Below are 13904 nucleotides of genomic sequence, written 5' to 3' on the forward strand. Positions count from 1 at the left end.
GGGGGCTGGGGGCCGAGCCCCCAGGACGACCACTCCACCCGTCAGCCACCCACCCGCACCTCACAACCGCGGATCCACCGGCTCCGACTCCAGCGCCAGCACCCCGAACACCGCCTCGTGCACCCGCCACAGCGGCTCCCCCTCGGCCAACCGGTCAAGCGCCTCAAGACCCAGCGCGTACTCCCGGATCGCCAGTGACCGCTTGTGGTTGAGGAACCGCCCCCGCAGCCGGGCGAGGTTGTCAGGACGCGTGTACTCCGGACCGTAGATGATCCGCAGGTACTCCCGCCCCCGGCACTTGATACCGGGCTGGACGAGTCGACCCGCCTCGCTGCGCACGACCGCACCGACCGGCTTGACGACCATGCCCTCGCCGCCACGGCCCGTCATCTCCAGCCACCAGTCGACGCCGGCCTGCACCGACTCCGGGTCACCGGTGTCGACGTACAGCCGACGCGTGGTCTGCAGCAGGCCGGTGCTGTCGTGCTCCACCAGCCGGTCCAGCAGGGCGAGTTGGTCGTCGTGCGGGAGTCCGGCGAGGCTGCGGCCCTGGACCGCGAGGATCTGGAACGGGGCGATCCGGACACCGTCGAGGCCGGACGTGGTCCAGCAGTAGCGACGGTACGCGTCGGTGAACGCCGAGGCGTCCGCGGCGCGTTCACGCTGCCGGGACAGCAGCGCGTCCACGTCGACACCGCGCCCCGCGGCACGATCCAGCGCGCCCAGCACCCCCGGGAACACCGCCCCCGCAGCCGCGCCGACCGCCGCGTACTGACCGCGCAGCAGCCCGGACGCCTTCAGCGACCACGGCATCAACTCCGCGTCCAGCAGCACCCAGTCGCCCGCGCCGGAGGCGCTGTCGGATGCAGCGAGTTCCGCCCACAGGCCCGACTCGTCGAGCGCCGTCCGCAGGCGGCCCAGGATCTGCTCCGTGACCGCCGCGTCGTCGAAGAACGGACGCCCCGTACGCGTGTAGAGGGACCCGGTGGGCCCGCCGTCCACACCGAACCGCTTCGCCGCCGCCTCCGCGTCCCGGCACACCAGCGCCACCGCCCGCGAACCCATGTGCTTCTCCTCGCACACGACCCGCGCGACCCCGTCGTCGGCGTACTGCGCGAACGCCTCGGCCGGGTGCTCCAGATAGCCCTCCACGTGCGAGGTCGCCGTCGGGGCCATCGTCGGCGGCAGGTACGGCAGCAGGCGCGGGTCGACCGCGAAGCGGCTCATGACCTCCAGGGCCGCCGCCGCGTTCTCCTCGCGGACCGACACCCGGCCGGCGTGCCGGGTCTCCACCACCCGGCGGCCGTGCACGTCGGCCAGGTCGAGCGGACGGCCGTCGTGGCCGCCGGGTGCCTCGGTGAGCAGCGGGCGGGTCGGCTCGTACCAGACCTGCTCGGCCGGTACGTCGACCAACTCCCGTTCCGGCCACCGCAGGGCGGTCAGCTTGCCGCCGAAGACGGCACCCGTGTCGAGGCAGATGGTGTTGTTGAGCCAGGTGGCCTCGGGGACCGGGGTGTGGCCGTAGACGACGGCCGCGCGGCCTCGGTAGTCCTCGGCCCACGGGTAGCGCACCGGCAGGCCGAACTCGTCGGTCTCGCCGGTGGTGTCGCCGTAGAGCGCGTGGGAGCGGACCCGGCCGGAGGTGCGGCCGTGGTACTTCTCGGGCAGGCCGGCGTGGCAGACCACGAGCTTGCCGCCGTCGAGGACGTAGTGGCTGACGAGTCCGTCGATGAACTCCCGTACCTGGGCGTGGAATTCCTCGGTCTCCTCCGTCATCTGCTCGATCGTCTCGGCCAGGCCGTGCGTGTGCTGGACCTTGCGGCCCTTCAGGTAACGGCCGTACTTGTTCTCGTGGTTGCCCGGTACGCACAGCGCATTGCCCGAGCCGACCATGGACATCACGCGGCGCAGCACGCCGGGCGAGTCCGGGCCGCGGTCGACGAGGTCGCCGACGAAGACGGCCGTGCGGCCCGCCGGGTGGACACCGTCGTCGTAGCCCAACTTGCCGAGCAGGGTCTCCAGTTCGGCGGCGCAGCCGTGGATGTCGCCGATGATGTCGAAGGGGCCGGTGAGGTGGGTCAGGTCGTTGTAGCGCTTCTCGGTGACGACCGTGGCGTGGTCGATCTCCTCGACGCCCCGCAGCACGTGCACCTTGCGGAAGCCCTCGCGCTCCAAGCCCCGCAGGGAGCGCCGGAGTTCACGGGTGTGCCGGGTGATGACGCGGCGGGGCATGTCGGCCCGGTCGACGCGGGAGGAGTTGCGCTCGGCGCACACCTCCTCCGGTACGTCGAGCACGATGGCGATGGGCAGCACGTCGAACTGCTTGGCCAGGTCGATCAGTTGACGTCGGCTGTCCTGCTGCACGCTGGTCGCGTCGACGACCGTGCGGCGGCCCGCGGCGAGGCGCTTGCCGGCGATGTAGTGCAGGACGTCGAAGGCGTCCCGGCTGGCGCTCTGGTCGTTCTCGTCGTCCGCGACCAGGCCCCGGCAGAAGTCCGAGGAGATGATCTCGGTCGGCTTGAAGTGCCGGTGCGCGAAGGTGGACTTGCCGGAGCCGGAGGCGCCGATCAGCACCACGAGGGAGAGGTCGGTGACGGGCAGGACGCGCCCCTTGGTCTGGGTCTCGGTCATGCTGCCTTCTCCTCCTTCACGGTACGTACGCTGAACACGGCCATCTGGGTGGGCGGTCCCACCTCGGGGTCGTCGGGCCCGACCGGTACGAACTCGACGTCGTAGCCGTGCCGTTGGGCTACCTTCGCCGCCCACTCCCCGAACTCCGCGCGCGTCCACTCGAAGCGGTGGTCGCCGTGCCGTACGTGTCCCGCCGGGAGGGTTTCCCAGCGGACGTTGTACTCGACGTTCGGGGTCGTGACGACGACCGTCCTCGGGCGGGCGGCGCCGAACACCGCGTACTCCAGGGCCGGCAGCCGGGGCAGGTCCAGGTGCTCGATGACCTCGCTGAGCACGGCGGCGTCGTAGCCCTTGAGGCGGTTGTCGGTGTAGGCGAGCGAGCTCTGGAAGAGCTGCACGCGCGCGGCCTGCCGCTCCCCCATGCGGTCGAGCTTGAGGCGGCGGCTCGCGATGGTGAGCGCGCGCATCGACACGTCGGTGCCGACGACCTCCGTGAACCGGGTGTCCTTGAGCAGCGCCTGCACCAACTGGCCCTGCCCGCACCCGAGATCGAGCACGCGGCCGGCGCCGGACGCCTTGAGCGCCTCGACGATCGCGTCCCGGCGCCGCACGGCGAGCGGCGTCGGCTTCTCCTCGGTCTCGGTCTCCGCCTCGACGGCGTTGTCGATCTCCTCGACCTCGCTGTCGTCGGCCTCGGCGAGCCGCACCAGTTCCAGCCGCTCCATCGCCTCCCGGGTCAGAGACCAACGGCGGGACAGATAGCGGCTGGTGATGAGCTTCTGCTCCGGGTGCGCGGGCAGCCAGCCCGCACCCGCGCGCAGAAGTTTGTCGACCTCGTCGGGCGCGACCCAGTAGTGCTTGGCGTCGTCGAGCACGGGCAGCAGGACGTACAGGTGCCGCAGCGCCTCGGCGAGGGTCAGCGTCTCCGCTTCCAGTACGAGGCTGACGTACCGCGAGTCGCCCCACTCGGGGAACTCGGTGTCCAGGGCGACCGGTTCGACGGTGACCGTCCAGCCGAGCGGCGCGAAGAGGTTGCGTACGAGATCGGGGCCGCCGCGCGCGGGCAGCGCGGGCACCTCGATGCGCAGGGGCAGTGGCTGCTCCGCGCGCTCGGGGCGGGCGTTGCACACGCCCCGCATGGCGCTGGAGAAGACCGCGCTCAGGGCCACGGCGAGGAGTGAAGAGGCCGCGTACGGGCGGTCGTTGACGTACTGCGCGAGCGCCGCGTCGGGTGCGCCGCCGCGTCCCTTGCCCTTGCCGCGCCGGACCAGCGCCACCGCGTCGACCTCAAGCAACAGCGCCGCCGTGCACCGCGCGGGATCCGCCTCGGGGTAGAGGACGTACGCCTTGCCGTAGGACGTGGAGAACGCCTGCGCCTTGTCGGGATGCTTGTGCAGCAGGAAACCGAGGTCGGTGGCGGGGCGTTCTGGGGTGCCGGTGGTGCTGATCGTCAGGAACACGGTGGGTATGCCTCGAAACGTCTGCTGAGCCTCTGAACTGGGGAAGCGCGCCACCGCAGAACTCGGGGCGCCCGCCCAACGTACAGCGAACATCCCTGACGTACTCAGGCATTTTCCCTCCGCCGCACGGGCTCGGACGAGGGAACCTCCACCCGTGCCGCCGCTCAATGACGCGGACGTCGCCGCGATGGGGGCCGCCGGCAGCAAGTACCACTACATCTTCGACCAGTAGGGTCCGGGACTGGCGCGGTGGCTTCCGCTCCGTTTCCCGTCGCCGCTGCTTCGGAGGGTCGGAAGCGTCCCGGGGCGTCACACGCAAGGAGAACGATGGTGGATTCCGGTACGGGCGTTGCCGCGGTGATACAGCGACTGGCAGCGGGCCTGGATGCCGAGCGGCTGCGACGGGACGTCGAGACGCTCGCCTCGGCACCGCGCAGCAGTCTGCGCGCGCCGGAGGCCATGCGGCGGGCCCAGGAGTACGTGGTGGGCGAGTTGCGGCACGCCGGATGGGAGGTCGACCGCCGGCCCTTCGACGTACGGTGGCAGGTCGGTTCCACCGACCGGCACGGAAGCCGGGCGCTGCCGCTGAAGCTGCGGCTGCACCGGCGGTTGCGGGGTACCAACATCGTCGCCGGTCTTCCCGGTGCCGGGGCGTCCGACCGCCCGACCGTCGTGATCGGTGCCCATCTCGACACCGTCGACGGCAGTCCGGGCGCCGACGACAACGCGTCCGGGGTCGCCGTGGTGCTGGAGACGGCACGGCTGCTGGGGCGGCTGCCCGACCCGCCGGCGGTCACCCTGGCCTTGTTCGACATGGAGGAACTGGGCCTGATCGGCTCCAGGGTCGCGGCCCGGGAACTGAGCCGCACCCGTCGGGTCGCGGGCATGATCTGCCTGGAGTCGGTGGGCGTCTTCTCCGACCGGCCCGGCAGCCAGCAGCTCCCGCCCGGCTTCGCCACCGTGTTCCGCGACGCGACCGACGCCGTCCGCGGCGCGGAATCCCGGGGCGACTTCACCCTCGTGGTGCACCGCCGTTCCTCGGCCGCGGCGGCCGGGTTGTGGCAGCGTGCCGCCGCGCAGGCGTCACCCGCTCTGGCCGCTATCACGCTGCGCGATCCACGCCCGGACGGCCCCCTGGGCATGCTCATCGGCATGGCGGTGCCTCCGGCCAATCACTTGGGGCGCAGCGACCACGCCTCGTTCTGGAACCAGCGGATCCCCGCGCTGATGCTCACGAGCACCGCGAACTTCCGCAACCCGCACTACCACCGGTCCACCGACACCCCCGAGACGCTGGACTACCAACGGCTCGCCGCGGTCACGCTGGCGACGGCGGCCACCGCCGTGCAGTGGCCCACCGGCTGAGCGCGGACCCGCCCGGTCGAACTCGTCGCGGAGTGGCAACGCGTCCCGCCACCCGACCCCGTGTGCCGCGAGGCACGGCCCCGTCGAACAGCCGTGATGATCAGCGGTTCTTGCGGCGTCGCAGGAGGGCTGGTAGGACTGTGGCGCGCTGTCGCGCCGTCACATGTTCGATTCTGCGGGGGTTCATGTGGTCGCCACGGCCTTCACCTCCTCGCCGCGGCGGCGCCCGGATGTACCGCGCCCAACTCGGCGGCGGATTCCGGCAGTTGCCCGGCGGGCCGCTCAGCACGGGCTGGTGCTGGCCGCCGTCTCGGTGACCGTGCTGCTGTGTGCGACGGCGTTGGCCGCGCTCGCGGCGCTGGCGGGGAGTTCGGTGCAGGCCGGGGCCGTACGGCGGTTGGCCGGGGATCTCGGCGCGCAGGTCAACGTCAACGCGGCCTACCGGGCCGGGGGGATGGCCGTCGCCGACCGGGATGTGCGGGCCGCTGCCGACCGGGTGTTCGCCGGGGTGCCGCAGCGGACGTATGTGGGGCTGCTCGGCACATCGCCAGTCTCGGTGACGGGAGTTGACGGGGTCGTGGGGCCGCCGCGTGGTCCCGGCGGCAGTGGGTTGCACCCGGTCGCGGTTCAAGACGGGGGCAGGTTCGGGGAGTTGGTGTCCGGGCGATGGCCCGCCGGTACGGCGGACGCCCCGGCCGGTGCCTTCACCTCGCTGCCCGATGTGCCGGTCGCCACCGGATCCACCGCCCCGGTCGACACGGCGGTGCCCGACGCGCTGGCCGAACGCCTTGGTATCAGGCCCGGTTCGAGTCTTCGGGTGCAGGACGCCTTCAGCCGCCCGATGACGTTGCGGGTCACCGGGGTGTTCCGGGCGACCGGTGCCGTCGGGTTCTGGCCCGCGATGGCCGGTGACCTGACCGAGGGCGAGACCGCCGACCAGGACCTGCTGGTGGTCTCGGCGTCGGCGCTCAACGGCAGCGCCGTCCTGAACGGCCACCTGACCGCCCACTGGAGCGTGCAGCCCGACCTCTCCCGGCTCGACGCGGACAGCCTCGCCGGACTGCGCGACCGGCTGCGCGCCTTCTCCGGCAGCCAGAGCGGAACATCGGTGTTCGGCGGACGGCAGCCGTCGTTGGACGACCTGACCGTGGCCTCCGGACTGCCGGGCGCCATCGACGACTTGACGGTCCCGACGGTCGCGGCCCGCTCCTCGCTGTACCTGCCGAGCGTGCTGCTCGCGGTCCTCGCCCTGGCCACCCTGGTACTGGCCGCCCGCCAGCTGACCGAGCGCCGCCGCGACGAGCTCGCCCTCCAACAGGCCCGGGGCGCGGGCACGTTGAGGTTGCTGCGCGGCGCCACCGCCGAGTGGGCGCTCACCGGCGTACCGGCCGCCGTGGCCGCGCCCTTCCTGGCCGGGCTGCTGCACCCCGGCACCCGGGGCGCCGACGCGTGGGCGGCCGTAGGACTGACGCTGCTGGTGCACGCGGCGGCGGTGCTGCTGCCCGTGCTGCCGCCGGCGCGGGCGCGGCAGGCACGCGGCGCGCGGGCCGCCGCCGCCCAACGGCTGGGCGCCGACCTGGCGTTGTCGGCCGTGGCGGCCCTGGGGTACCTGGAGCTGCGACGGCACCACTCGCTGATCGCCGACGTGGGCACCGGCAGCGCGTCCGCCGACCCGGTACTGGTCCTGGTGCCGACGTTGGTGGCGGGCGCCGCCGCGCTGTTGTTGCTACGGCTGCTGCCGCTGACGTCGCTGCTGCTGGACGCGTTCGGGCGGCGTAGCCGAGGGCTCGTACTCGCCCTGGCGGGTTGGCAGTTGAGCCGGCGGGCGGCGCGCAACGCGGGGCCGGTGGTGCTGATGTGTCTGGCCGTTTCGGTGAGTGCCTTCGCCACCACCGCGCTGGCCTGTCTGGGCGGACTGGCGTCCGAGCAGGCCGCGTTCACCGTCGGCGCGGACGTACGGATCGACCCGTCGGCGGACGACGGTTACCCCTCCGCGGTCCTGGCCTCCGCCTATCGCGCGCTGCCGGGGGTGACCGGCGTGACACCGGTGACGCGGTCGACGGTGAACCTGCCCGGCGGCGCCACGGAGGACCTGGTGGGCACGATCGGCGGGCCGGCGCCCCGTACCCCGTCACCGGTCGTCCCCGGCATACGGCTCCCCGGGCGGCCGACCGCGCTGCTGCTGGACGAGCGGCTGCGCAGCGACGGCAACCGCGTGGCGCCGAGCCTCGAACTGACCGTGCAGGACGCGTCCGGCCTGGTCAGCGTCGTATCGGCGCGGCTGCCCGACGCCGACGGGGCCAGACATACGGTCGCGGTCCCGCTCGGGGTGGCGCTGAGCGGGGGCCACCCGCGGGCGTATCCGCTGACGGTGACCGCGATCGGCGTCCTGCCGCAGCCGAACGTGCGTCCCGCGCGGCTGGACCTGGACCTGGTGCGGATCGGCGCGCGCGGCACTGCGGACACCTGGGTCTCCCAACTGCCCGGCGGACAGGCGTGGTTCGACGGCACGGACCATGCCGCCGACTCCACCGAGGGTGCCTGCAAAGGGAAGTTGGCCGACAGCTACAACCCCGGCATGCCCGGGGTGTGCGCGATCGTGCAGGGCGGCTCGACCGTGCTCCGGACGACCGTCAGCACCGGCATCCACCCCTCCCCCGCCGTCTCGGACGCGTTCGGTGGCCTGTCCGACAGCGACTACGCCACGCGGCCCGGCAGCAAGATACGCCTTGTGGCGGGCCCGGCGGGTGGCCCGGCACCGCTTCCGGTACGCGCCGATGCCTCGACGCTGAGCGCCACCCGCCTGCACCTGGGCAGCACCACCACACTCGACCTGGGCGGCGGCCGGATCACCGCCAGGATCGTGGGCCGCGTCGACTCACCGCCCGGACTGGGGCGCGGCCAGGGGCACTTGATCGCCGACCAGCGCCAACTCGCCGGCGCGCTCACGCTGGCCGGTGCCGACCAGCAGGACCCCGCGTTCTGGTGGCTGCACAGCACCGACAGCGAGCGTACGGCCGCTGCCGCCGAGGCGCAGCCCGCGCTGGGCGGCGTCACCACCACGGCACGCACCGCCGCGTCCTTGCAGGCCGACCCGTTCCGCGCCGGACTGCGCCGGGTGCTGGAACTGGTCCGCTACCTGGCCCCCGGTTTCGCGGTCATCGCCTTCACGGTCCACGCGGTGGTCTCCACCCGCCAGCGCCGCAAGGAGTTCGCCCTCCTCCGGGCGATCGGCGTCCGCGCCACCAGCCTGTCCGCGCTCCTGGGCGCCGAGCAGGTGGGGTTGGCGCTGTTCGCGGTGGTACCGGGGGCGTTGATGGGGATGGCGCTGGCGTCGACGGTGCTGCCGCTGGTCACGGTGGACGACACCGGAGAGGCCCCGTATCCGCCGCTGCCGCAGGTCGTTCCCTGGGGGACTGTGGCACTTACGGCGGTGGCAACCGCGTTGGCCATCAGCGCGGTTGTGCTGGGGCTGGCGCGGCTGCTGGCCCGAGTGGATCTGGTGCGCGTGCTGCGGGCGGGGGAGGACCGGTGAGGCGGGAGCCCGATCGGAAGGGGCGGACAGCGGCCCAACCCGCATGGACACGCGTGGAGTTGAGGCGACGCGTGGAGCCGGGCACGACCGGAGAGGCCGAACGGTGACTCAACCAGCAGGCGCGGACGCGGAGTTGACGCAAGCCATGGAACCGGGCGCGACCGAAAAGGGCGGACAGTGACCCGAACCATGGACACGCGCGAGACGGTGACGCACCCCGTGAAGCCCGGCCCTGCCGTGACCCGGCGGCTGATCCGCAAGGAGACCTGCGGGGACCTGCCGATGCTGGTCTGCCTGGCGGTACTTGTCCTCGTGCTGACGGCGTTGTGCGCGTGGGCCCCCGCCCTCGCGGGCCGCCAGGAGGACCGGGCGCTGCGGCAACGCGTCGACGCCGCGCAGGCCCAGGCCCCGCTCATCAGCCTGAGCACCACACCGGAGATCTTCAACACCTCACCGCCCACCGTGGACATGGCCACTCTGCTCGCCGCCGGCCGCACCCTCACCCAGCCGCTCAGCGGCGCCGCCGCGCGGCACCTGTCCTTCGCGGGCGGCGGCAGCTACGACTACGACCCGGCGTCCCTGCTCTCACCCCGCCCGCCGGGCCCGGCGAGCGCCAGCACCCAACTCACGGTCAGCTACCTGCCGTCCGCGCGGACCCATCTCCGCTACGTCAGCGGTCGCGCGCCCGCCGACCACACCCCGCTGGTCACCGCACCCCAGATCGGCCTGTCGCAGGCCACCGCGCAGGCGCTGGGTGTCCGCACCGGCAGTCGGCTGAAGCTGGAGTTCGCCAAGACGCCGGGGGCACAAACCGCGGCGCCCCACGCGGAGTTGGTGGTGAGCGGTGTCTACCGCACCTCGGCCACGACCGACGGCTTCTGGACCGGCCGCGAGACCCTGGACCAGCCCTCGCGCTACCCGGCGGAACGCTCCACCGGCACCGTGCTCGCCGTCCGCGGCCTCGTCGGCCGTGACGCGGCCGACCTGTTGGCCGGTGCCGGGGTGGGCGGCCCCCGGGTGACCTGGCAGTTGCGCGCCGATCTGTCCGGGGCGGCACTCGACCGGGCCCGCGCGCTCACCGGACCGCTGTCCCACTACAACGCCGACCTGAGCGCCGCCCTGTGCCAGGGCAGCGACTGGGTCACCGGCGACATCAGCTGCCAGGTCGGCGGCCAGTCCACCCAGTCCCTGCTGGTGACCGACTCCCTGACCCCGCTGCTCACCACGTTCACGGCCCAGGACCGACAGGCCAGAGCCCTCGCGACGTACGCCGTCGACGCACTCGCCGCGGTCACGCTGGCCACCGTGGCCGTAGCCGTACGACTGCTGCTGCGCCGGCGGCAGCCGCACCTGCGGTTGCAGCGCGCGCGGGGCGCGTCCACCGCGCGGCTGGTGCTGCTGCGCTGCGCCGTGGCCTGGCCGGTGGTGCTGCTCGCCGCGCTGCTCGGCTGGGCGACCGGCCGGGCCCTCGCCCCCACCGGCACATCCGGTTCGCCGCAACCGTTGCCCGCCGCCCTCGTCACCGCGGTGGTGCTGCTGACGGTCCCCCTGATGACCTGGCTCGCGGTCCGCGAACCCCGCCGCCCCGGCCGCCTGCGCCGCACGCGCCGCGGAACCGCCGTGGGCCGCCGCGTGGTCCTGGAACTGACGGTGCTGCTCGCGACGGCGGCAGGCGTACTCGCGCTCCGCTCACAGGGCCCCGACGGAATCCTGGGCGCGGTACCGGTACTGGTGGCACTGGCCGTCGTACTGATCCTGCTGCGCGTCTACCCGCTCGTGCTCCGCCTGGTGCTACGGCAGACCCGTCGCGGCCGGGGCGTGGTGGGCTTCGTCGGCGCGGCCCGCGCCGCGCACGACGCCCCGGCGACCGGACTCGCCCTGTTCGTCCTGGTGTTGACCCTGGGCACGGCGGTGTTCGGGGGCCTTGTGCAGCGTACGGTCGACGACGGACTGACCACGGGGGCGGCGTGGACCACCGGTGCGGACGCGAGCGCGACGGTGGCGGGGATCGTGACGCCGGCCGGCTCGGTGGAGGGTGGGGGCGGGGCCGCAACTCCCACCGAAATACGAACCGCCCTCCAACACCTACGCACCCTGGACCTCGCGGGACAGACCGACGGCGCGGCGATCCCCCAGGTCGCCGTCATCACCGTGGACCCCCGCCAACTCGCCGCCATCGCCCCGAAGTCACCGCTGGCCGCCGCCCTGCGGTCCGGGCTGACCACCCCGCCGGGAACCCGCACCAGCGCGAGCACCCCGCTCCCGTCCTTCCTCTCCCCCGGCCTCCGCGCAAGCGAACGCACCGGCGGCTTCACCACCACCATCGTGACCCAGGGCCAACCCCCGGTGAACCTGACCCTCGAACCGGTCGGCGCCCTCACCACCGCGGAACTGCGCGACCCCCTCCTCGGCCCGATCACAGCGCAGATCCCGGCCGGAACACCAATGCTGATCACCACGGCCGCCGCCGACCACCTGCTGCCCCAACAAGCCTCCGGCAGCACCGTCTTGCTCCTCAAGGGCAGCGGTCCCACGGCACTGCGGGCGGCGGCGGCCAAAGCGCTCGGCCCGTTGGCCCAGATCCGCGTCCGGTCCGAGACACTGCGCACCCTGCGCGCGGACGGACTCACGCAGGGCCTAGGCACGATCTACACGACCGGTTCGATCCTGGCCGCGCTGTCCGGCCTGCTCGCGCTCGCCCTGGAGTTGACCCTCACCTCCCACGAACGCGGCCGCACCACCTCGTTCCTGCGCACACTCGGACTCGGCGGCAAGGAGGCCGGGGCGATCCACTTCCTGCAACTACTGCCGCTGGCGGTGGCCTCAGCCGTGGGCGGCACGCTGCTCGGACTCCTCGAACCCCGGCTCCTGGCAGGGACGTTGGACCTGCGTCAGTTCACCGGCGGCCCGGCCCAACCGGCCCTGCACACCGACTACTCGCTCACCCTCGCCCTCGTCGCGGGCGTGACCGCACTGATCCTGGCCGCCGCGGCGACCGAGACGGTCCTCGCCCGCAGACGCCGCCTGGGAGCCGTACTCCGCCTGACCTGAACGCCCTCTGAGGGAGAGCCGGTTACTGCCCGCTCTCCGTACCGTCAGCGCGGTCCGCCTCGGACTTCGCCCGCCGAGCCGCCTCATCGGGCCACACACCGATGTGATCGCTCTCCAGAGCCAGCCGCACCCGCTTCCGCAGATGCAGCCGCTCGGTGAACTCGCTCGGCAGTTGCAGCCGGCCGCTGGCGTCCAGTACCGCGTACTCCTCGGCGGTGAGCACCTCGACACCGTCCTCGTCGGTGGCGACCCGGCGCAACACCTCGGTGGACGTACGGCCGTTGCGGATCCGTACCGTCCGCTGGACCTGCTCGGACACCAACGCGTCGTGGGTCACCACGATCACGGTGACACCCAACTCCTCGTTGGCCCGGCGCAGCGCGGCGAAGACCTCGTCGCTGGTGGCGGTGTCGAGTTCACCGGTCGGTTCGTCGGCGAACAGCACCCGGGGCTCGTTGGCGTTGGCCACGGCGACCGCGACCCGCTGCTGCTCACCGCCGGAGAGGGTGTCGGGCGTACGGTCCCGGCAGTGGCCGACGGACAGCAGGTCCAGCAACTCCTCGGCTCGCGCCCGGCGTTGGGACCGCTTGATGCCGGTGTACGTCATCGGAAGCATCACGTTCTCGGCCGCCGAGAGGTACGGCAACAGGTTGCGGGAGGTCTGCTGCCAGACGAAACCCACCGTGCCACGACGGTAGTTGAGCCGTTCGCGGCGCTTCATCGCCAGCAGATCGTGTCCGGCGACCTCGGCCGTACCCGCCGTGGGCACGTCCTGGCCGGAGAGGATGCCCAGCAGGGTGGACTTGCCGGAACCGGACGCCCCGATCACCGCGATCATCTCGCCCTGGGCGACAGCCAGATCGAGCCCCTGGAGGGCCTGCACCTCGACGCCCTCGGTCTGGTAGATCCGCACCAGGTTCTCGCAGACGACCAGCCCCTCCTCGCGCCGCGGGGCTGCGGCCGCGACGGCCCGCCGCCGCAGCTCGTCCAAGTCCGGTGCCCCGGTGGGCTGTTGGTGAACTGCCACACGGTCCCCCGAGGAGATGAGAGGAGATGGAATGAAGCCTGCGGATAACGATGTCGGACCAGCGGTGTCGGAGCTGCGGTCAGGGTAGTGCGGATGACCGACGATCCCGTCAGTCGCCCTCGACGATCCGCCCGTCACGGAGTTCGAGCACCCGGTCGGCCAGCGCGAGGAGTTGGGTGTCGTGCGTGGCGACGAGTGCGGTGACCGACTCACTGCGCACGACGGCACGCAGCAGATCCATCACCGTGAGACCGGTGTCCGCGTCGAGCTGGCCGGTGGGTTCGTCGGCGATGATCAGGGCCGGGTTGTTGGCGAGCGCGCGGGCGATCGCGACCCGCTGCTGCTGGCCGCCGGACAGCTCACCGGGACGCTGGTCCGCGTGGTCGGAGAGGCCGACCAGGGACAGCAACAGCTCGACGCGCGCCTCGCGTTCACGTGCCGGAACCTTCCGCAGGCGCAGCGGCACCCCGACGTTCTCGGCGGCGGTCAGGATCGGGATGAGCCCGAAGGACTGGAAGACGAAACCGATACGGTCCCGGCGCAGCGCCAGCAACTCGTCGTCGCCGAGCCCGGCCAGGTCCGTGCCGTCCAGGGTGATCCGGCCACCGTCCGGAGTGTCGAGCCCGCCGACAAGATTGAGCACGGTGGTCTTCCCGGACCCGGAACGCCCCCGGAGAGCGACGAGTTCACCTCGCGGCACGCTGAAGGAGACACCACGCAAGGCATGAACAGCCGTATCGCCACTGCCGTAGGTCCGGCGCAGATCCTCGACCACCACCATCGCGCCGCCCGCCGCCGCCCCGGCCTCCGCGACAGCGCCACGCCCACCGAACTG

Annotated in this window: 7 protein-coding genes; 3 read left to right on the plus strand and 4 right to left on the minus strand. The window is 72.7% G+C overall.

Going from position 1 to position 13904, the window contains the following annotated elements; translation table 11 throughout:
• Window positions 1-60 precede the first annotated feature (60 nt).
• Window positions 61-2631: a polynucleotide kinase-phosphatase gene (locus tag OG504_RS14990; RefSeq protein WP_405990292.1), complete on the minus strand. Its 2571-nt coding sequence runs from the start codon at window positions 2629-2631 to the stop codon at window positions 61-63.
• Window positions 2628-4091, minus strand: a complete 1464-nt coding sequence (locus OG504_RS14995; RefSeq protein ID WP_405990293.1) for a 3' terminal RNA ribose 2'-O-methyltransferase Hen1 — start codon at window positions 4089-4091, stop codon at window positions 2628-2630. The genes OG504_RS14990 and OG504_RS14995 overlap by 4 nt, the downstream gene beginning before the upstream one ends.
• 327 nt (window positions 4092-4418) lie before the next feature.
• On the opposite strand from OG504_RS14995, the gene OG504_RS15000 reads away from it, so the two are divergent.
• The 3 genes from OG504_RS15000 to OG504_RS15010 all read left to right on the plus strand — a co-directional run bounded on the left by OG504_RS15000 (window position 4419) and on the right by OG504_RS15010 (window position 12042).
• Window positions 4419-5456, plus strand: coding sequence for a M28 family peptidase (locus OG504_RS15000; protein WP_405990294.1), 1038 nt, complete (start codon window positions 4419-4421; stop codon window positions 5454-5456).
• A gap of 163 nt (window positions 5457-5619) precedes the next feature.
• Window positions 5620-8991, plus strand: a complete 3372-nt coding sequence (locus OG504_RS15005) for an FtsX-like permease family protein (protein WP_405990295.1) — start codon at window positions 5620-5622, stop codon at window positions 8989-8991.
• Window positions 8992-9180: 189 nt separating this feature from the next.
• Window positions 9181-12042, plus strand: a complete 2862-nt coding sequence (locus OG504_RS15010; protein WP_405990296.1) for a hypothetical protein — start codon at window positions 9181-9183, stop codon at window positions 12040-12042.
• 22 nt (window positions 12043-12064) lie between these two features.
• Here OG504_RS15010 and OG504_RS15015 read toward each other — a convergent pair whose 3' ends face one another.
• Together OG504_RS15015 and OG504_RS15020 are read right to left on the minus strand one after the other, a co-directional pair.
• Window positions 12065-13033, minus strand: coding sequence for an ABC transporter ATP-binding protein (locus tag OG504_RS15015; protein ID WP_405996337.1), 969 nt, complete (start codon window positions 13031-13033; stop codon window positions 12065-12067).
• A 145-nt stretch (window positions 13034-13178) separates the two neighbouring features.
• Entirely contained in the window at window positions 13179-13850 is a 672-nt protein-coding gene (locus tag OG504_RS15020) for an ABC transporter ATP-binding protein (RefSeq protein WP_405996338.1), read from the minus strand.
• Window positions 13851-13904: the final 54 nt, after the last annotated feature.

Source organism: Streptomyces sp. NBC_00986, from assembly GCF_045162565.1.
GTDB lineage: Bacteria > Actinomycetota > Actinomycetes > Streptomycetales > Streptomycetaceae > Streptomyces.